Origin of the sequence: Pseudomonas sp. LH1G9 (genome assembly GCF_002949975.1) — a bacterium.
Lineage (GTDB): Bacteria > Pseudomonadota > Gammaproteobacteria > Pseudomonadales > Pseudomonadaceae > Aquipseudomonas > Aquipseudomonas veronii.
The window spans coordinates 3212501-3231449 of record NZ_CP026880.1; the positions used below are offsets into that span (position 1 = coordinate 3212501).

17 protein-coding genes and 3 pseudogenes are annotated in these 18949 nt (G+C 62.4%); 12 read left to right on the forward strand and 8 right to left on the reverse strand.

The genetic code is table 11. The features are described from left to right. Positions 1-86 precede the first annotated feature (86 nt). Positions 87-1280: an MFS transporter gene (locus C5F70_RS14730; RefSeq protein ID WP_104903600.1), complete on the reverse strand. Its 1194-nt coding sequence runs from the start codon at positions 1278-1280 to the stop codon at positions 87-89. A gap of 91 nt (positions 1281-1371) precedes the next feature. Between C5F70_RS14730 and C5F70_RS14735 the strand changes: the two genes are divergently transcribed. Then, positions 1372-1917, forward strand: coding sequence for a TetR/AcrR family transcriptional regulator (locus C5F70_RS14735; RefSeq protein WP_026140003.1), 546 nt, complete (start codon positions 1372-1374; stop codon positions 1915-1917). 133 nt (positions 1918-2050) lie between these two features. Here the strand turns inward: C5F70_RS14735 and C5F70_RS14740 are convergent, their stop codons facing one another. From C5F70_RS14740 to C5F70_RS14755, 4 genes are all read right to left on the reverse strand, one after another. Further along, positions 2051-2830, reverse strand: coding sequence for an ABC transporter permease (locus tag C5F70_RS14740; protein WP_017846834.1), 780 nt, complete (start codon positions 2828-2830; stop codon positions 2051-2053). Then, the gene (locus C5F70_RS14745; RefSeq protein WP_017846833.1) at positions 2827-3759 is read right to left on the reverse strand and encodes an ABC transporter ATP-binding protein; all 933 of its coding nucleotides are present in this window, start codon (positions 3757-3759) and stop codon (positions 2827-2829) included. Before C5F70_RS14745 ends, C5F70_RS14740 begins: the two co-directional genes overlap by 4 nt. A gap of 134 nt (positions 3760-3893) precedes the next feature. Continuing rightward, positions 3894-4511: a glutathione S-transferase family protein gene (locus C5F70_RS14750; RefSeq protein WP_104903601.1), complete on the reverse strand. Its 618-nt coding sequence runs from the start codon at positions 4509-4511 to the stop codon at positions 3894-3896. Positions 4512-4567: 56 nt separating this feature from the next. Beyond that, positions 4568-5227, reverse strand: coding sequence for a transglutaminase family protein (locus C5F70_RS14755; protein ID WP_079443197.1), 660 nt, complete (start codon positions 5225-5227; stop codon positions 4568-4570). 202 nt (positions 5228-5429) lie between these two features. Here C5F70_RS14755 and C5F70_RS14760 point away from each other — a divergent pair, with 202 nt between their 5' ends. From C5F70_RS14760 to C5F70_RS14780, 5 genes and pseudogenes are all read left to right on the forward strand, one after another. Further along, entirely contained in the window at positions 5430-7877 is a 2448-nt protein-coding gene (locus tag C5F70_RS14760; RefSeq protein WP_017846830.1) for an acyl-CoA dehydrogenase, read from the forward strand. Positions 7878-7951: 74 nt separating this feature from the next. Beyond that, positions 7952-8359, forward strand: coding sequence for a PA2817 family protein (locus C5F70_RS14765; protein ID WP_017846829.1), 408 nt, complete (start codon positions 7952-7954; stop codon positions 8357-8359). A gap of 105 nt (positions 8360-8464) precedes the next feature. Then, positions 8465-8713 (forward strand): annotated as a pseudogene (locus tag C5F70_RS14770) (PA2817 family protein); the annotation flags it as partial. A 104-nt stretch (positions 8714-8817) separates the two neighbouring features. Beyond that, a pseudogene (locus C5F70_RS14775) lies at positions 8818-9066 on the forward strand (PA2817 family protein); the annotation flags it as partial. 103 nt (positions 9067-9169) lie between these two features. Then, positions 9170-9418 (forward strand): annotated as a pseudogene (locus C5F70_RS14780) (PA2817 family protein); the annotation flags it as partial. Positions 9419-9515: 97 nt separating this feature from the next. On the opposite strand, the gene C5F70_RS14785 reads toward C5F70_RS14780, so the two are convergent. Then, positions 9516-10448: a LysR family transcriptional regulator gene (locus C5F70_RS14785; RefSeq protein WP_017846826.1), complete on the reverse strand. Its 933-nt coding sequence runs from the start codon at positions 10446-10448 to the stop codon at positions 9516-9518. A gap of 89 nt (positions 10449-10537) precedes the next feature. On the opposite strand from C5F70_RS14785, the gene C5F70_RS14790 reads away from it, so the two are divergent. Continuing rightward, positions 10538-11164 (forward strand): hypothetical protein, encoded by a 627-nt coding sequence (locus C5F70_RS14790; protein WP_017846825.1) that lies wholly within the window; start codon positions 10538-10540, stop codon positions 11162-11164. On the opposite strand, the gene C5F70_RS14795 is transcribed toward C5F70_RS14790, so the two are convergent. Beyond that, positions 11161-12735: an alkaline phosphatase gene (locus tag C5F70_RS14795; protein ID WP_104903602.1), complete on the reverse strand. Its 1575-nt coding sequence runs from the start codon at positions 12733-12735 to the stop codon at positions 11161-11163. The genes C5F70_RS14790 and C5F70_RS14795 overlap by 4 nt on opposite strands. Next, complete coding sequence (locus tag C5F70_RS14800; RefSeq protein ID WP_104903603.1) at positions 12732-13286, reverse strand: GNAT family N-acetyltransferase; 555 nt, start codon at positions 13284-13286, stop codon at positions 12732-12734. Before C5F70_RS14800 ends, C5F70_RS14795 begins: the two co-directional genes overlap by 4 nt. A 190-nt stretch (positions 13287-13476) precedes the next feature. On the opposite strand from C5F70_RS14800, the gene C5F70_RS14805 reads away from it, so the two are divergent. The 5 genes from C5F70_RS14805 to C5F70_RS14825 are packed head-to-tail and all read left to right on the forward strand — an operon-like array spanning position 13477 to position 18855. Beyond that, the gene (locus C5F70_RS14805; RefSeq protein ID WP_005786670.1) at positions 13477-13884 is read left to right on the forward strand and encodes a biopolymer transporter ExbD; all 408 of its coding nucleotides are present in this window, start codon (positions 13477-13479) and stop codon (positions 13882-13884) included. Between the two features lie 2 nt (positions 13885-13886). Then, positions 13887-14612, forward strand: a complete 726-nt coding sequence (locus C5F70_RS14810; RefSeq protein WP_104903604.1) for an energy transducer TonB — start codon at positions 13887-13889, stop codon at positions 14610-14612. A 24-nt stretch (positions 14613-14636) separates the two neighbouring features. After that, a complete protein-coding gene (locus tag C5F70_RS14815) occupies positions 14637-16916 on the forward strand; it encodes a TonB-dependent receptor (RefSeq protein WP_104903605.1) in 2280 nt (759 codons plus the stop codon). A gap of 17 nt (positions 16917-16933) precedes the next feature. Then, positions 16934-17581: a MotA/TolQ/ExbB proton channel family protein gene (locus C5F70_RS14820; protein WP_102618137.1), complete on the forward strand. Its 648-nt coding sequence runs from the start codon at positions 16934-16936 to the stop codon at positions 17579-17581. A gap of 56 nt (positions 17582-17637) precedes the next feature. Further along, complete coding sequence (locus C5F70_RS14825; RefSeq protein WP_104903606.1) at positions 17638-18855, forward strand: phospholipase D-like domain-containing protein; 1218 nt, start codon at positions 17638-17640, stop codon at positions 18853-18855. Positions 18856-18949: the final 94 nt, after the last annotated feature.

Below are 18949 nucleotides of genomic sequence, written 5' to 3' on the forward strand. Positions count from 1 at the left end.
AGGAGGTTGGGGCCATGGTAGAACCTGAGCGCATATCTATATAACGGGTAATATCTCTAACTGTTATCTATTTTACCAATATAGCGTCAGGCGCTGCCCTTGCACCCGACCCGCAATGCATCCTGGCGCAGCAACCCGGCCAGGGCGCCGAGGGTCAGCATGATCAGCACGACACCATAGCCGTCGGTGGTGGCGATGAGGCCAAAACTGCGGATCAGATTGCCCGCCAGCAAAGACGGCAGGCAGAACGCCAGGTAGCTCAGCACGTAAAACGCCGACATCAACCCCGCCCGCTCATGGGGCAAGGCCAGCGGCACCACACTGCGCAAGGCCCCGAGAAAGCCCGCGCCAAAACCACTGCCGGCGATCAACGTGGCGACGAAAAACAGCGGCAGGCTGGCGCTGTGGACCGCCACGAGGATCAGCGCCACGCCAACGGCCAGCAGGCTGGCGCCCAACCGCAGGACCTTGTGGGCCGGGCGATTGCGCAGGCTGAAAATCATCAGCGCGCCGCTCAAGGTCAACACCGCGACCAGGCCGCCACCGATCAGGTTGGAGGTCGAGCCGGTCGCCGCCCGCACCAGCGACGGCGCCAGGGACAGATAGAAGCCGCCCATGGCCCACACCGCCACGTCCACCGGCAACGACAGCCACAACGCCCGGCGCGCTTGCGGCGGCACGTGCAAAGTCGGGCGCAATGACGCCAGCGCGCCGGGGATGCGGCTGACGGTTTCCGGTAAACGCCACACATACATGGCCTGCCCGAGCATCAGTGCGAGCAGTGTCCAGTAGATCAACTGGGTGGGCAGCGGCGCGAATTCCACCAGCAGGCTGCTGCCCATCGCGCCACAAGCCATGCCCAGCAAGGGCGCGACGCTATTGACCAACGGCCCCTGTTGGCGGTCGGTGTCGAGCAGGGCCGCGCCCAATACCGCGGTGGCCATGCCGGTGGCGAAACCCTGCAGCGTCCGTGCGGCGATCAACCAGGCCACGCCGCTCTCATTGATAAACAGCAGCATCGCCAGCATATTCAGGGCCAGTGCGGCAAAAATCACCGGCTTGCGCCCCAGGTGATCCGACAGCGAACCCACGGTCAACAGCGCCGCCAGCAAGCTCAAGGCGTAGACCCCGAAGACCAGTGTGAGCATGCCCGAGGAAAAATGCAGGCCCTCCTGGTACAGGTGATACAACGGCGTCGGCGCGCTGGAGGCCGCCAGGAACGTCAGCAAGGTGATCGCCAGGAACACCAGGCTGGAACGATGAGAAGTGAGGCTGGACATGGGCACGCTCCGCTAAAGCTAATATTTTGCTTTTGTCGAGTGTGCTACTGCTCGCCGCTTAAAGCAAATTCTTTGTGTTAAGGTCACAGGCATGGCGATAAAAGAAGGCCTCCGCCCGGGGGGCCGTAGTGCCCGGGTACAAGAATCCGTCCATTCGGCGGTGCGCGAACTGCTGGAAACCCATGAGCGGTCCAGCGTCACCGTACCGATGATCGCGGCGCGCGCGGGCGTCACGCCGTCGACCATCTACCGCCGCTGGGGCGACCTCTCGGTGTTGCTCGCCGATGTGGCCCTGGCGCGCATGCGCCCGGACAGCGAGCCGGCCAACACCGGCAGCCTGCGCGGCGACCTGCGGGCGTGGGCCGAGCAATACCTGGATGAGATGAGTTCGGAGCCGGGGCGCAACATGATGCGCGATGTGCAATCCAGCCAGACGCCAGGGTATTGCGTGAGCATCCTGAGCGGGCAGCTTCAAACGATCGTCGAGCGCTACCCGAACGCCACGCCGCCACCGCCGAGCGCGGACCGCCTGATCAACCTGCTGGCGGCGCCGACGGTGTTTCGCATTCTGTTCTCCACCGCGCCGCTGGCGGTGGATGAGCTGCACGCGCTGATCGAGTTGGCGCTGCAAGGGTAAAGACGCTATTCAGAAACCAATGTGGGAACGGGCTTGCTCGCGATTGCACTAGGTCAGTCACTGTATCGCTGACTGATCCACGGCTATCGCAAGCAAGCCCGCTCCCACATTTTTTACGGCGTGTAATCCGGCGTTACGTCCGCATCCCACGCCCGCTCACCAGCAACCGCGCGCAACCGATGTACAACACCGCCGTGGCCACGACCATGAAGGTGATCGCCACGCTGATCCGGATATCCGACACGCCCAGGATGCCGTAGCGGAAGGCGTTGACCATGTGCAGCACCGGGTTGGCCAGCGACACGGTCTGCCAGAACGGCGGCAGCAAGGTGATGGAGTAGAACACCCCGCCCAGGTAGGTCAGCGGCGTCAGCACGAAGGTCGGGATGATCGAAATGTCATCGAAGTTGCGGGCAAACACCGCGTTGATGAAGCCCAGCAGCGAGAAGATCGTCGCCGTCAGCACCACCACCACCAGGGTGATGCCGAGGTGATGCACTTGCAGTTGGGTGAAGAACAGCGACAACAAGGTCACGATCACGCCGACCATCAAGCCACGCAGCACGCCGCCCAAGGTGTAGCCGATCAGAATGGTGTGCGGCGACACCGGCGAAACCATCAGTTCTTCGATGGAGCGCTGGAACTTACTGCCGAAGAAACTCGACACCACGTTGCCGTAGGAGTTGGTGATCACCGACATCATGATCAGGCCCGGCACGATGTACTCCATGTAGGTGAAACCGCCCATGCCACCGATCTGCCGGCCGATCAGGTTACCGAAGATCACGAAGTACAGGACCATGGTGATCGCCGGCGGCAGCAGAGTCTGCGGCCAGATCCGGGTAAAGCGTTTCACTTCGCGGTAGACGATGGTTTGCAGGGCGATGAGGTTGGGTTGCAGTTCAGAATTCATACCGCCACCTTCGCCAGGTTTTTTTCCACCAGGGACACGAACAACTCCTCAAGGCGATTGGTTTTGTTACGCAGGCTCAGCACTTCGATGTGCTGGGTCGCCAATTGGCCAAACAGCGCGGTGATGCCCATGGCTTTATCCACCTGGACTTCCAGGGTACGGCTGTCCACCAGGCGGCATGGGTAGCCGAGCAATTGCGGCGGCGCCGACCGTTCGGTCTTCAGGTCGAGCAGGAAGGTTTCCACATGCAACTGGCCCAGCAGGTTGCGCATGCTGGTGTTCTCGACAATGGTGCCGTGGTCGATGATGCCGATGTTGCGGCACAGTTGCTCAGCCTCTTCCAGGTAATGGGTGGTGAGGATGATGGTGATGCCTTTCTGGTTCAGCTCGGTGAGGAAGGTCCACATCGAGCGACGCAGTTCAATGTCCACCCCCGCGGTGGGCTCATCGAGGATCAGCAGGCGCGGTTCGTGGACCAGCGCGCGGGCGATCATCAAGCGTCGCTTCATGCCGCCGGAGAGCGAACGTGAAGGCACGTCGCGCTTGTCCCACAGGCCCAGTTGGGTCAGGTACTGCTCGGCGCGTTCCTTGGCGACTTTCGACGGGATGCCGTAGTAGCCGGCCTGGGTCACGACGATGTCGAAGGTCTTTTCGAACTGGTTGAAGTTGAATTCCTGGGGCACCACGCCGATGCAACGCTTGAGCGCCGCCGGGGATTTGTCCAGGTCATGGCCGAAGATATTCACCGTGCCGCTGGTCTTGTTGACCAGGGTCGAGAGAATGCCGATGGTGGTGGATTTGCCGGCGCCGTTGGGGCCGAGCAAGGCGAAGAAATCACCTTCGGCAACGTCCAGATCGATACCACTCAGGGCCTGGAAACCGTTGCCGTAGGTTTTGGTTAGCTGCCGGATGGACAGAGCGGAACTCATAGCGGAATACGCACCAAAGAAGGGAATAGGGACAATAGATGAGGGCACACCGCGCATCGTTCAACGGCGGCGCATGACAAACATGGTGCTTGCCCGCGCCGCACAAGTACAGTCACCTGTATTAATAGTCAGTATCAGGTCAACGCGGTCATCACCGCTTTGCGGTACGCCGGGCGCTGTTGCAGGCGTTGGTACCAAGCATCCAGGTGGGGCATGGCCGGGCGTTCTATGGGCATTTCAAACCAGGCGTAAACAAAGCAGCCCAAGGGGATATCGCCCATGCCGATGGCGTCGCCCGACAGGTAGGGCTGTTCGGTGAGCGCCTTCTCCACGGTGCCGAGTGCATCGATGCAGGCCTGGCGCCCGGCGTTGATGCTGTCCCAGTTCTGTTTTTCCGCCGGGGTGCGTACCACGCCCCAGAACACCGCCTTGAACGGCTCGGCGAGGGTCGAGGTGGTCCAGTCCATCCATTTTTCGGCACTGGCCCGCGCCTTCACGTCGCTCGGGTACCAGTTCGACGCCTGCTTGGCGCAGAGGTAACGCACGATGGTGTTGGATTCCCACAGCACGAAGTCGCCGTCTTCGATCATCGGCACCCGGCCATTCGGGTTCAATGCGCGGTATTGCGGCGTGTCCACCACGCCAAACGCCCCGCCCGCATCGATGGCCTCATAGTCCAGGCCGAGCTCCTCGGCGCACCACAGGACTTTCCTGACGTTCGATGAATTTTTACGCCCCCAGATCTTCAGCATGACCGCGCCTTATTGTTGATGAACATGGCTTGATGAACGCAGCAGCATACGCCGGTTCACGGGCGGCTTAAATCGTCCTGCATGTCACCCAGCACGCTCGGCATCTGCTCGCCAAACAGGTGCGGGTAACATTTCTCCAGGTGGGCAAAGAAGAAATCTTCGGGCACATCCGCAAATTGCCCATGGTCCACCAGGTACTCCATCGAGCGCTTGCCCTGGCGATTGAAGGCGTGGAACACACTGTCGTTGATCCCATCGAACGCCAGCGGCGGCACATCGAACAGCTCGCACAATTGCTGGTTGAACGCCGGCGTGGCTTTGACCCAGCGCCCGTTCAGGTACAACTCGGTATAACCGTGCATGGCGAACACATCGCTTTTGAGCAGCGCGATCAGGCGTGGCGTCGACAGGTGATTGCGCACATCCGCCAGGCCGATGCGCGCCGCAATCCCGCAGTGCCGCGCGCAGGCGGCGAGCAAGGTGGCCTTGGGCACGCAGTAGCTCTGGCCGGCAGCCAGGGCGAAGCTGGCGTTCAGGGTGTTGGGGTCGCGGCTGAAGGTATAGGGGTTGTAGCGCACCGCCTCACGCACGGCGTAATAAAGACTGACTGCCTGGTCACCTGAATCCGCGCTGGAACCGCGATGTTTTTCGGCGAACTCCACCACCGCAGGGTGGTCACTATCGATGAAGCGGCTGGGATTCAGGTACGTTTCCATGGGTTTGATCTCCGGGGGAAGCCTGGAGTCTAACGACAGGTCCGCCACAGCGATAACGACGATTCGGCCAAATGTCGGCGCCTGGTGATCGGTGATCCCAAGGTGCTTCCAGTACAACTCGCCACACCCTGATCACCGCGCTTTCTCGGATGCCGACTAAGCTCAACGGTGGTTTCGCCCCTGGTTTCACGGAGGATTGAATATGTTGTTGTTGTGGATACTGGTTCTGGTGGTCGGCATTGCCTACCTGGCACACCGCCGCACCGCGCCCCTGCCCGCCCTGGGCGTGGTCGCCGTTTACCTGCTGGCGATGGGCGCCTGGAGCCACGCACCGGGTTGGCTGCTGCTGATCTGCTGGGTGTTGATTGCCATCGTGGCCGCGCCGCTGCTGCTGCCCGACCTGCGCCGCGAATACTTCACCAAGCCGCTGTTCAGTTGGTTTCAGAAGGTCTTGCCGCCAATGTCCGAGACCGAGCGCGATGCCATCGACGCCGGCACCGTCTGGTGGGACGGCGAGCTGTTCAGCGGCCGCCCCGACTGGAACACGTTGCTGGCCTACCCCAAGGCACGCCTGACCGAAGAAGAGCAGGCGTTCATCGATGGGCCGACCGAAGAACTGTGCGCGATGGTCAGCGACTGGCAAATCGGCCAGGCCATGGACCTGCCGCCCGCCGCCTGGGAACACATCAAGACCCATGGTTTCTTCGCCCTGATCATTCCCAAGGAGTACGGCGGCAAAGGCTTCTCCGCCTATGCCCACTCCCAGGTGGCGATGAAACTCGCGACCCGCAGCGGCGACCTAGCGTCCACCGTGATGGTCCCCAACTCCCTCGGCCCGGCCGAGCTGCTGCTGCATTACGGCACCGATGAACAACGCAACCACTACCTGCCGCGCCTGGCCCGTGGCGACGATATTCCCTGCTTCGCCCTGACCGGCCCGCTGGCCGGCTCCGACGCTGGCGCCATGCCCGACACCGGAGTGATCTGCAAAGGTCAATGGCAAGGCGAGGAAACCCTCGGCCTGCGCCTGAACTGGGAAAAACGCTACATCACCCTGGGCCCGGTCGCGACCCTGCTCGGCCTGGCGTTCAAGGCACATGACCCGGACCACTTGCTGGGCGAAGAAGAAGACCTGGGCATCAGCCTCGCGTTGATTCCCACCGATACGCCAGGCGTTGACATCGGTCGTCGTCACCTGCCGCTGGGCGCCGCATTCATGAACGGGCCCAACTCCGGCAAGGACGTGTTCATCCCCCTGGACTACCTGATCGGTGGCCAGGACATGCTCGGCAAGGGCTGGATGATGCTGATGAACTGCCTGTCGGTGGGCCGCTCGATTTCCCTGCCGGCGGTCGGCACCGGCGCAGCCAAGTTCACCAGCCTGGTGACCGGCCAATACGCCCAGGTACGCGAGCAGTTCAACGTGCCGCTGGCGGCCTTCGAAGGTATCCAGGAAGCCCTCGCCCGCATCGGCGGCAACGCCTGGCTGATGGACAGCGCGCGCATGCTCACCGCCAACGCGGTGGACCTCGGTGAAAAACCCTCGGTGCTGTCGGCGATCCTCAAGTACCACCTGACCGAGCGCGGCCGCGAATGCATCAGCCACGCCATGGATGTCCACGGCGGCAAGGGCATCATCATGGGCCCGAACAACTACCTGGGCCGCAGCTGGCAAGGCGCGCCGATCTTCATCACGGTGGAGGGCGCGAATATCCTGTCGCGCAACCTGATGATCTTTGGCCAGGGCGCGATCCGTTGCCACCCCTTCGTACTCAAGGAAATGGCCCTGGCCGGTCGCGAAGACCACGACCAGGCGCTCAAGGAATTCGATGGCCTGCTGATGCAGCACATCGGCTTTGCCGTGAGCAACGCCGCCAGCACCCTGGTGCTCAACCTGGGTCTCGGCCACTTCGAAAAAGCCCCCGGCAACCGCTTGAGCCAGGCTTACTTCCGTGCGCTGAATCGCCAGGCTGCGGCGTTCGCCCTGCTCGCCGACCTGAGCATGATGCTGCTGGGCGGCGAGTTGAAACGCCGCGAACGCCTGTCGGCACGCCTGGGCGATGTGCTGAGCCATATGTACCTGGCTTCGGCGGCGCTCAAGCGTTATCACGACCTGGATTCGCCGGACCACCTGGAACCGCTGTTCACCTGGGCCATGGAAGAAAGCCTGGGCGAAGCCGAACGCGCACTGGATGAACTACTGAGCAACTTCCCGAACAAGCTGCTCGGTTGCCTGCTGCGGGTCATCGTGTTCCCGTTCGGCCGTCGCCATACCGGCCCGTCCGATGCGCTGGATGCCGAAGTGGCCGCGGTGATCGGTCGCGCCAAGGGTGATCCGACCCTCGAAGAACTGCTGGCTGGCTGCTACCGCCCGCAATCGGCGCAAGACCCGGTGGGCGCCCTGCAACATGCCTGCGACCTGCTCGCCGCCAGCCATCCGCTGCAGAAAAAACTGCATGCGGCGCTCAAAAGCGGCCAGGTCAAACCGGCTGCCGGCGAACCGGCCATCGACGCCGCACTGCACGCCGGGGTGCTGCAACCGGCCGAGGCGCAAACCCTGCGTGAAGCCGAAGCGGCACGGCGCAAGGTGATCGACGTGGATGATTTCAGCAAGGAAGAACTGGCCCAGGCCGCGGGTAAAGTCCGCTGATCCCCCAGGCCATATAATTACGGGCGCTTGAGCTATATACTCTCGCGCCCGTTTTTGCTTTGAGGACTTATCTCGTGTCCAACGTCGTTGCTGATCATCTCGTCTTGCTCGACCACCTGCGCAGCATCCTGGTTGCCGTCGGCGAAGCCGAACAGGTGCCCGAGGAAAGCCACCTGCTGTTCCTGGAGCGTTTCGATGAACTGCGCGCCCTGCTGCCAATCGATCCGATCGAGAGCCAGTACCTGGGCCAGGACATGATGAGCCAGGTCATCCTGCGTTACCCGCAAATCGCCCATCTGGTGCCACGCGACCTACTGTGGTTCTTCGGCGGCGATTGCCTGCACTTCATGCCCGATGAAGAACTGGACCTGTACCAGGCCCTGGAAGAGCGTCGCTTTGAAGCCGAACAGAACGACGAACCGTTCGACTGGAACCAGGAAAAACAGCTGCTGGCGATGCCGCAGGACCAGAGCAAGCACTGATCATTCAATGTGGGAGGGGGCTTGCCCCCGATGGCGGTGTGTCAGCCAATACATGCATGACTGATCCACCGCTATCGGGGGCAAGCCCCCTCCCACACTACCGAGAGCCAGTACCTGGGCCAGGACATGATGAGCCAGGTCATCCTGCGTTACCCGCAAATTGCCCATCTGGTGCCACGCGACCTGCTGTGGTTCTTCGGCGGCGATTGCCTGCACTTCATGCCCGACGAAGAACTGGACCTGTACCAGGCCCTGGAAGAGCGTCGCTTTGAAGCCGAACAGAACGATGAACCGTTCGACTGGAACCAGGAAAAACAGCTGCTGGCGATGCCGCAGGACCAGAGCAAGCACTGATCATTCAATGTGGGAGGGGGCTTGCCCCGATGGCGGTGTGTCAGCCAATACATGCATGACTGATCCACCGCTATCGGGGGCAAGCCCCCTCCCACACTACCGAGAGCCAGTACCTGGGCCAGGACATGATGAGCCAGGTCATCCTGCGTTACCCGCAAATCGCCCATCTGGTGCCACGCGACCTGCTGTGGTTCTTCGGCGGCGATTGCCTGCACTTCATGCCCGACGAAGAACTGGACCTGTACCAGGCCCTGGAAGAGCGTCGCTTTGAAGCCGAACAGAACGATGAACCGTTCGACTGGAACCAGGAAAAACAGCTGCTGGCGATGCCGCAGGACCAGAGCAAGCACTGATCATTCAATGTGGGAGGGGGCTTACCCCGATGGCGGTGTGTCAGCCAATACATGCATGACTGATCCACCGCTATCGGGGGCAAGCCCCTCCCACACTACCGAGAGCCAGTACCTGGGCCAGGACATGATGAGCCAGGTCATCCTGCGTTACCCGCAAATTGCCCATCTGGTGCCACGCGACCTACTGTGGTTCTTCGGCGGCGATTGCCTGCACTTCATGCCAGACGAAGAACTGGACCTGTACCAGGCCCTGGAAGAGCGTCGCTTTGAAGCCGAACAGAACGACGAACCGTTCGACTGGAACCAGGAAAAACAGCTGCTGGCGATGCCGCAGGACCAGAGCAAGCACTGATCATTCAATGTGGGAGGGGGCTTGCCCCCGATGGCGGCGTGTCAGCCAATACATGCATGACTGATCCACCGCTATCGGGGGCAAGCCCCCTCCCACACTACCCTCGGCGCAGCGTCGGCTCGGTGGCCATACACGCCACCAGATAATCAATGAACACCCGCACCTTCGGCGGCAGGTACCGCGTCGGCGAGTGCAGTAGCCAGGCCTCGCCATGGTAGGACGCAATAAAGTCCCACGCCGGCAACACCTGCACCAGGCGCCCCTCATCCAACGCATGCCGCGCCGTGAAATACGGCAAGCTGCCAATCCCCACATGCTGCAACACCGCATCCAGGCGCACGCCGGTGTGGTTCGCCGCATACCGCCCCCGCACGCCCACCGTGACCGCCTTGCCCGCCCGGCGAAACTTCCAGCGCGAGTCCCCCGGGGTTTCGCCCAGGTAGATGCAGCTGTGCGCCAGCAGATCATGGGGATGACTCGGCGTGCCGTGCTCGGCCAGGTACTGCGGCGTCGCGCACAACACGTGTTCGATGGGCAGTAATTGCCGCCCCACCAGGCCCGGCGGCGGGCTGTCGGTGATACGGATACTCAGGTCGACGTTGTCATCGATCAGGTCCACCTGCCGGTCCTCAAGGATCAACTGCACATCGACCTTGGGATAGCGCCGCAAGAATTCCGGCATATGCGGATGCACCACGAACCGCCCCACCGCCTTGGGCACGCTGACCCGCACCAAGCCCTCGGCCTCGTGGGTGAACTGGCCGCTGATTTCCATCACCGAGCGCGCCGCGTTGACCATCTCCTGGCAACGCTTGAACACCTCTTCGCCGCCCTCGCTCAAACGCAGTTTGCGCGTGGTGCGTTGCAGCAGGCGCGTGGCCAACGCCTGTTCGAGACGCGAGATGCTGCGGCTCACCGCCGAAGGCGACACGCTCAGTTGTCGCGCTGCCGCAGAAAAACTGCCGGCTTCCACCACTTTGACGAAAATCGCCATTTCACCCAGCAGCGGCAAAGGAAGATTGATGCTCATGACGCACAAGTCCATTGATAATTGAACGGATTATCACCCATCTGCGCACTATTTATACTGCCCGCAGAACCTTGATGCGGATGTAGACGATGACCGAGCGCCTGTTTTTCACCCACGACCACCTGACCGCCGAGCTTGAAGTGCTGAGCTGCACCGCCCACGAAGAGCAGTTTGCGGTCACGCTGCAGTCGACGATTTTCCACCCCCAGGGCGGCGGCCAGCCATTCGACACCGGCTGGCTGGGCGACAGCCGGGTGCTGCGGGTGACCCAGGAGGCAGAGCGCGTGGTGCATTACCTCGACCAGCCCGTAGAACCGGGCCCGATCAACGCACGGGTCGATGCACCACGCCGAGCCTTGCACACCCGCCTGCATTCCGCCGGACACTTGATCGGCAACGCCGGCGAGGCGTTGGGCTGGATGCCGATCAAGGCTCACCACTGGCCGGGTGAAGGCAAGATCACCTTTATCCGCGGCGAAAGCGCACAAGCCATGGAGGCCGACACGCTTCAACAACAACTCGACCACTGGATCGCCGCCGACTACCCGCGCCAGATGCGCCTGGAAGACGGCATCCGCGAAGTCGGCTTCGGCGAGTTGCCCGCGTATGCCTGTGGTGGCACGCATGTCCAGGCGTTAGGCGAATTGGGCCAGGTGACGATCCTGGCCGTGTCGGAGAAAAAGGGCACGCTGTCGGTGCGCTACAGCCTGGATTAAACCGCGATCGCCCCGGCCCGTCCCGGTTCCACCACGAACGACTTGAGCGTCGACACCGTGGCGGCCGGGTCACGCGGATCGGTAATCACACGAAAGTGCGTGAGCATGCGCTGGGCATCCAGCGTCACCGATACATACCCGCGCTGGCGGCTGTCGAAAAACTTCACATGGGGATTCTGCGGCAGCATCTGGGTGAAGGCGTCGTAAGGCGGCCCATCGGAGGTCACCGAGGTGCCGACGAACTCGGTGGCGAGCACGGGCGAGTCCGGGTTGTTGGCATCGGCATGCAAATCGGTGGCCCAGAATGAATGTATATCACCGCCCCAGAACACCGGGTTGTTGAGCTGGTGGCGCGCGATGGACGCGAGCATCCGTGAACGGTTCGCCATGTAGCCATCCCAACCATCGGTCCAATGGCCCAGCGTGTGCTGGGTCAGGTCGCGCTGCAGCAGCGGCGCCACCAGCAAGTCCTGGGCGATCACGTTCCATTGCGCTTTCGACTGGGCAAACCCTTGGTCCAGCCAGGCCTCCTGCTGCCAACCGAGCATGGTGCGAGCGGGGTCGCGCAAGTCGCTGCAGGTGTTGGCGGCGATGTGGCCCTGATGGCTGCCGTTGGCCTGAATGCACGGTTGCTCGGAGCGATACTGTCGACCGTCGAGCACATGGAAACGCGCCAGGCGGCCGTAGTCCAGGCGCCGATAAACGCGCATATCCGGCCCGTTGGGCAGGCTGCTCACGCGCAGCGGCATATGCTCGTAATAGGCCTGATACGCCGCCGCCCGCTGCTTGAGAAACTGCGCCACGGCAACCTTCGGGTCCTGGGACCAGCGGCTGGCATAGTCGTTCTGCACCTCGTGATCGTCCCAGGTCGCCACGCTGGGCGCCGCCGCGTGCAAGGCCTGGAGATCCGGATCGGTCTTGTACAGCGCATAGCGGTTGCGATAGTCGCTCAGGGTCAGCGCATTGCCGCTGCCGTGGGAACGAATGACTTTTCCCGAGTCGGCCGCGTAGGAACTGTCGTAGATATAGTCACCGAGGAAAAACACCAGGTCCGGCTGCTCCGCCGCCAGGTGACGATAGGCACTGAAGTACCCGCGTTCCCAGTGGGAGCACGACACGAACCCCAAACGCGCCGTCGCCAGGGCATGCAAAGCCGGCGCGGTACGCGACTGCCCGACCGCGCTCTGCGCCCCCAGCCCTTCGAACTGATACCAATACGGCCTGCCGGCTTCCAGCCCCGCGACCTCCACATGCACGGAGTGGGCAAAGCGCTCACTCGCCATCACCTCACCCTGCCTCACAATGCGCGTCATCCCCGCATCGCTGGCGACCCGCCAACGCACCGGCACCGCACGCGCCAACCCGCCGCGACCGTCCGCCGCATTGAACAACGGCGCCAGGCGCGTCCAGATCACGAAACCATCCGGCAACGGATCACCCGAGGCCACGCCCAACGTGAACGGATAATCGATCCCCGCACTGCGGGCAAACGGGCTGAGGATCGAAAAGGTGGTGGCCAGCGCCAGCCCGGCCAGTACCCGGCGCCGATCATGGTCAACCGCGCGACTCACGCCCGGCGCTCCCAGTCATTGCGCACGGTCGCAAACCCGAGCAAGTCCTCATACACCCCATTCTTGAGAAACGCGGCGCGCATACAGCCTTCGTACAGCAGGCCGATTTTCTCCATGACCCGCGCCGACTCCTTGTTGCGGGCAAAGCATTGGCTGCCCACTCGGTACAGGCCCAGTTCGGTGAACCCGAAGTCCATCACCGCACGCGCCGCCTCGGCCGCATAGCCCTGGTTGCGACAGTGCGCCGCCACCCATCCACCCAGGTGCCCGTAGTGGTGACGCGCATTGAGACGCAGACTGACGATGCCGATCAATTCGCCGGTTTCGCGCAGGTGCATGCCCAGGCTCAACAGGTTGCCGGCGCGGTATTTGTCTTGCATCCCGTCAATAAACGTCCGGGCCGTTTCCAGGGTATAGGGCGATGGAATGTTGGCCGTGTTGTCAGCAATCTTCGGCCCGTTGGCGAGGCTGGAAAGTACCGCGGCCTGGTCGCTTTCCAGCGCCCGCAACAGCAAACGCGAAGTCAACAAATGCGGCAATGACTGACTCATACAAGACGGCTCTCGGTGTAAATTTTTCGAGAATGTACCCCCGGCGTTTCAGTTTCATTACTTCGTGGAAGTGACCGGAAACCAATCTGTAAGACACGTCCTAGACACGTCAAAACGTAAATTAAAGTTAACCGTTCGGTCATTTTCCGTTGTTAGCGTGTCGCCCCTAATTCAATAACGGGGTAGCGGAATGAGAACCTGGGATGAACCGAAAAAACGCAAGGCACACATCGAACTGATCCCGATGATCGACGTGATGATGTTCCTCCTGGTGTTTTTCGTACTCGTGAGTCTGAACGTGATTCCGGCACTCGGCATGAAGACTCAACTGCCCAGCGCCAGCAGTTCGCAGCAGCTCAAGCCGCAGAACAAATTCATCCTCACCCTGGGCCTGGAAGGCCAGTTGCAACTGGATGGCAAGGACCTCACGGTCGACGCTCTGGTACCGGCGCTGAAGGCGGCGGAAAAGCCGGATACCAAGTCGACGATCATCGTCAACAGCGACAAGGGCGTGGAGGTTTCGCGCCTGGTGGAGGTGATGGACACCCTGCGTCTGGGTGGCTTTACCTCCGTGTCCATCGCCACGCGTAAGTCCTGATCATGTACGTCCTGTTTCGTGCGCGTCGGCTGCTGGGCAGTGTCCCGGCCCTGATCGCCCTGGTGCTGATTGCACTGGGTATCCAGTCCCAGACGTTGAAGGTCGAGCCGGTGTACGACGAGTCGGCGGTCGAGTTGGCATTGGTCGAGCCGGAGCCCGAGGTGGTGCCGCCACCCGTGGTGGAACAAGCACCGCCACCGCCGGTGATCGAGGATGAAGAGGCCGAGCCGGCCCCTCCACCACCGCCCCCGCCACCGCCCAAGCCGTTGCCGAAACCTGAACCCAAGCCCAAGCCGGTGCCCAAGCCCGTGGTCGCCAAACCCACGCCGACGCCGCCCCCGGTGGCGGCCAAACCCGCGCCTGCGGCGGTCGCCCAGGCTGCGCCGACTCCGGCCCCGCCCGCACCGCCCAAGGTCGACGGCCAGGCCCTGGAGGGCGGTTACCTCAAGGGTTTGCGTAACGAGCTGGACACTTACAAGCAATACCCCACAGGACGCCAGGCCTCCCTCGAACGCCCAAGTGGCGACGTGGTGGTCTGGCTGCTGGTGGACCGCCAGGGTCGGGTACTCGACTCCGGCGTGCAGACCCCGGCCTCGAGCATGTTGCTCAACCGGGCCGCCGCCAACAGCCTGCGGCGTATCAAGCAGGTCAAGCCGTTCCCCGAGCAAGCCTTCGGGGGGCGCAACGAGCAGCGCTTCACCGCCACCTTCAACTACAGCGTGCAATAAGCACCCGACACTAGGATGACACTGATGAGGTTCACACGGATTCATCTGGCACTCGTTGCCGCGAGCATGGGGCATGGCATGGTCATGGCCGACACCGGCGACAGCGACGTCGGCACCATCGGCGTACAGGGCAAGGCCACTGCCGGTGGCGGCTACATGGTGCAGGAAGAAAGCATCAAGGGGCGCTCCACGATAACCAAGGAAGCGCTGGATAAACAAACCGCCACCGGCAACGCCATCGACAAGCTCAAGTACACCCCGGGCCTGAACATCTCCAGCGAAGATGCCACCGGCCTGTCGGGCTTTCGCTTCACCATGCGCGGGCTTAACTCCGACCAGGTGGGGATGTCGGTGGACGGCATGCCGATCAACGACTCCGGCAACTACGCGCTGTACTCCAACCTGTTGGGCGACCCGGAAAACATCGACCAGATTTTCGTCACCCAAGGCTCGTCGGAGGCCGACGGCCCGCACATCGGCTCCAGCGGCGGCAACATCGGTATCGTGACCATTCGCCCCACCAAGGAAACCGGGGCCTTCGTCAAACAGACGGTCGGCAGCAACGCCACCCGCAAGACCTTTGCCCGGCTCAACACCGGCGAGGTCAACGGCTTGAGCAACTGGCTGTCGGCGTCCCATACCGAAGGGCAGATGTGGCGCGGCTCGGGCGCCGTGCGTGCGGACAAGGTCGAGTGGAACAGCTTCTTCGACGCCGGCAACGGCAACACCGCCAACCTGATCCTCAAGTACCACGAGCAGGACAACAACAGTTACAGCCAACTGACCAAATCGCAGTTCCAGCAGAAGGGCCGCAAGTTCGACCCCTACCCCGCCACACCGACGGTCGGCAGCAACGGCAAGCTCAACAGCTACTACGCCCTCGCGCAGAACCCGTTCCAGACCTTTACCGGCGTACTCAATACCCAGTTCAAACTGGCCGACAACCTGGCCCTGTCGGTGATCCCGTATTACTACTGGGGTAACGGCAGCGGCGTCGGTTCGTCGAGCTACGCGCTGAACCGCGGCTCAAACGCAGGCGGCGTCTTCGACCTGGGCAACTTGCCCACCGCCGCGCAATACAATGCCGACGGTTCCTCGACCACCGGCGTGTACTACCGCCCCTCCCGCACCCAGACCTGGCGCCCCGGCATTACCACCAAACTGAACTGGGACCTGGGCGATCACAGCCTGCAATTCGGCTACTGGTACGAGCGCGCGCGCCAAAGCCAGACCCAACCGTTCATCGCACTCAAGAGCAACGGCAAGCCTACCGACACCTGGCCGGACGGCACTTCCGTGGTCGATGCGAACGGCAACACCGTGCAGGGTCGCGACCGTTTCACCGTCACACCGGCGCAGAAAGTCTGGGCTCAGGACACCTGGTACATCAACCCGGACTGGACCCTGGTGGCCGGCCTGGCCTACATGAACGTCAAGCGCGACGGCACCAACAACGGCAGCCTCACCGAGCAGCCGGAAAAACGTCACCAGACCTACAACAAGCTGCTGCCCAACGCCGGCCTCAAGTACCAGCTCGACGAACGCGACCAGTTGTTCTACAGCCTGTCGCGCAACATGCGTATCCCGCAGAACTACGTGCTGTACGACAAGGGCGTGGACTCGATCAACTCCAAGCCGGAAACCAGCTGGAACCATGAGTTGGGCTGGCGCTTCACCGGCGACGACATGACCGTGGCCGCCACCTTGTTCTACATGCAGTTCAAGGATCGCCAGGTTTCGTCCAAGGACATCAACGGCGACTTCGCCGACATCAACGCCGGGTCGGTCAACAACAGCGGCCTGGAGCTGGAATGGAGCGGCCTGCTGCCCCACCACTTCAACTACTACACCTCCTACACCTATACCAAGGCCGAGCAACAGGACGACTTGACCGTGTACAACGCGGGCAAAGCCATCCTGTTGCCCACCAGCGGCAAGCAGTTCGCCAACGTGCCGAAAAACATGCTGGCCGCCAACATCGGGTATGACGACGGGCGCTTCTACGGCACCTTCGGCGGCAAATACACCAGCAAGCTCTATGGCGACCTGACCAACGACGAAGCCATCTCCGGCCGCACCGTGTTCAACGCCGGCGCCGGTATCTACCTGCCGGTGGACAAGAAAGTGGTGAAGGACGCAACCCTGCGCCTGAACGTCGACAACCTGTTCGACAAGAAGTACCTGGACGGCGTGTACACCACCAAGACCAACGCGGCCAGCTACAGCGGTTTCCGCGACGGCGACCCGGCCTACATCGTTGGCCTGGAACGCACCGTGACGGTGTCCCTGGAAGCCAATTTCTAACTGCGAGGTAATCGAACATGGACATGAACCTGCTCCACGACATCACCTTCTATGTGATGTACGCCGCGATGGCCATCGCCATCTTCATCGCCATCGAGCGCGGTATTTACTTCGCCTATGTGCGCCGCCAGGCCCGTGCCTTGACCGAGGTGCTGGGCGCCCACGTACACAGCGAACGTGACCTGCCGGAAAGCCTGAGCCGCCGCGACAGCCTGCCGCTGAACATGGTGATGCCGGTGCTGGCACAGAAAGCCTCGCAGGGTTCGCGCAAGGACCTGGACGATGTGATCGAAACCCAGTACCTGACCACCCGCGCCCCGCTGGCCCGCAGCCTGTGGATCATCGAAACCATCACCACCGCCGCGCCGTTGCTGGGCTTGCTCGGCACCATCCTCGGCATCATCGACACCTTCAAGGCGTTGGCCAGCGCGGGGGTGTCCGACCCTGGGCAGATTTCCGGCGGTATCGGCACCGCGTTGTTCGCGACGGGCCTGGGGATCGCCATCGCGCTGTTCTGCGTGGTGTTCCACAACTTCTTCCAGGACAGCCTGGAACGCATCAACGATCAGTTGAAGATCCTGCTGATCCGCGCTGCCACCGGGGCCCGCGTGCAGGGCGAAGTGCCGCACCTGGTGCCCGCCTCGTTGCAAAGCCGCACGGCATGACTGTCAGGGCGGGCGCGTGAGGCGCCCGCCCTGTCTTTTTCCCTGACGAGATGCCTATGTCCCTATCGATGAAATGCCGTATCGCCGGCCTCGCCGGCTTGCTGCTCAGTCCGCTGGCCCAGGCGGACTTTTCAATTCCGGGGTTTGAACTGGTACACACCGTGCCGCTGGACACCGACCTGACGAGCGCCGATCTACGCCAGCCGGGCCCGGTATGGATCGAGCTGTTCGACGGCGCCAAAAGCACGATCGACATCGGCCAGTTTTATGCCGCCGACCATCCAGGCTCGGTGCTGGAGCGGGTGATCGAGCGCCTGGAAGCCGCCGGTAAACGCGGCGTGAAAATTCGTTTCCTGCTGGAGGAAAAAGGCATTCGCCTATCAGAAGCCTCCACCCTGGAACGCCTGCGCGCGATTCCCAACCTGACCTTGCGCGTGCTGCCCTACGCGCAACTGAGTGGCGGCATCATCCACGCCAAATACATGGTGGTGGATGGGCAGCAGGCGTTTGTCGGCAGCCAGAATTTCGACTGGCGGTCCCTGGAACATATCCACGAAACCGGGCTGCGCATCACCGACGCTACGGTGGTCGGCCAGGTCCAGGCGATTTTCGATCAGGACTGGCAAGCCCAGGCGGCGCTGAGCGCACACAGCCCGGTGCCGCTGCCGATGGCCGGCCAGGCGCCTGCGCGCAGCGGCAATTACCTGGTGGCCAGCCCGCAACGCTACAACCCGCCCGGGGTGGGCGACTCCCAACTCGAACTGCCGCGCCTGCTCGGCGAAGCCAAGCACGAAGTGCGCGTGCAACTGCTGGACTACGCGCCGCTGTCCTACGGCCCGGATAAAACCCGGCCCTACTATGCGGTGATCGACAACGCCGTGCGTGCCGCCGCCGCACGCGGGGTGTCGATCAAGCTGATGGTGTCCAACTGGAACACCGATGCGCTGGAACTGCCCTATTTGAAAAGCCTCGCAGTGCTGCCCAACGTGCAGATCAAGATCGTCACCCTGCCCCAGGCCAAGCAAGGGTTTATCCCCTACGCACGGGTGATCCACAGCAAGACCCTGGAGATCGACGGGCAAGTGGCCTGGGTCGGCACCAGCAATTGGCTGGGCGGTTATCTGGATAATTCGCGCAACCTGGAGGTGGTCATGCGCAGCGAAGCGATGGCCAAGCGTATAGGCCAATTGCACGAGCAGTTGTGGGATGGGCCCTACGCCAAAGCACTGGACGTAACGGCCGATTACCCTGCGCCGCACCCTGGCCAACCTTGACCTGAACACGATTCAACGCCCGCGCACACAGGGATGTACACTCCGACGCGGGGGCGTTTGACTGAGAAATTTCCTACGCCAAGGTCTGCCATTC

Bases quoted from the DNA above. Each gene is read 5' to 3' on its own strand.
- C5F70_RS14755 (WP_079443197.1), bottom strand. From the start codon at position 5,227: ATGGAAACGTACCTGAATCCCAGCCGCTTCATCGATAGTGACCACCCT.
- C5F70_RS14820 (WP_102618137.1), top strand. From the start codon at position 16,934: ATGGACATGAACCTGCTCCACGACATCACCTTCTATGTGATGTACGCC.
- C5F70_RS14810 (WP_104903604.1), top strand. From the start codon at position 13,887: ATGTACGTCCTGTTTCGTGCGCGTCGGCTGCTGGGCAGTGTCCCGGCC.
- C5F70_RS14730 (WP_104903600.1), bottom strand. From the start codon at position 1,280: ATGTCCAGCCTCACTTCTCATCGTTCCAGCCTGGTGTTCCTGGCGATC.
- C5F70_RS14745 (WP_017846833.1), bottom strand. From the start codon at position 3,759: ATGAGTTCCGCTCTGTCCATCCGGCAGCTAACCAAAACCTACGGCAAC.
- C5F70_RS14740 (WP_017846834.1), bottom strand. From the start codon at position 2,830: ATGAATTCTGAACTGCAACCCAACCTCATCGCCCTGCAAACCATCGTC.
- C5F70_RS14790 (WP_017846825.1), top strand. From the start codon at position 10,538: ATGACCGAGCGCCTGTTTTTCACCCACGACCACCTGACCGCCGAGCTT.
- C5F70_RS14750 (WP_104903601.1), bottom strand. From the start codon at position 4,511: ATGCTGAAGATCTGGGGGCGTAAAAATTCATCGAACGTCAGGAAAGTC.
- C5F70_RS14760 (WP_017846830.1), top strand. From the start codon at position 5,430: ATGTTGTTGTTGTGGATACTGGTTCTGGTGGTCGGCATTGCCTACCTG.
- C5F70_RS14805 (WP_005786670.1), top strand. From the start codon at position 13,477: ATGAGAACCTGGGATGAACCGAAAAAACGCAAGGCACACATCGAACTG.
- C5F70_RS14800 (WP_104903603.1), bottom strand. From the start codon at position 13,286: ATGAGTCAGTCATTGCCGCATTTGTTGACTTCGCGTTTGCTGTTGCGG.
- C5F70_RS14825 (WP_104903606.1), top strand. From the start codon at position 17,638: ATGTCCCTATCGATGAAATGCCGTATCGCCGGCCTCGCCGGCTTGCTG.
- C5F70_RS14735 (WP_026140003.1), top strand. From the start codon at position 1,372: ATGGCGATAAAAGAAGGCCTCCGCCCGGGGGGCCGTAGTGCCCGGGTA.
- C5F70_RS14815 (WP_104903605.1), top strand. From the start codon at position 14,637: ATGAGGTTCACACGGATTCATCTGGCACTCGTTGCCGCGAGCATGGGG.
- C5F70_RS14785 (WP_017846826.1), bottom strand. From the start codon at position 10,448: ATGAGCATCAATCTTCCTTTGCCGCTGCTGGGTGAAATGGCGATTTTC.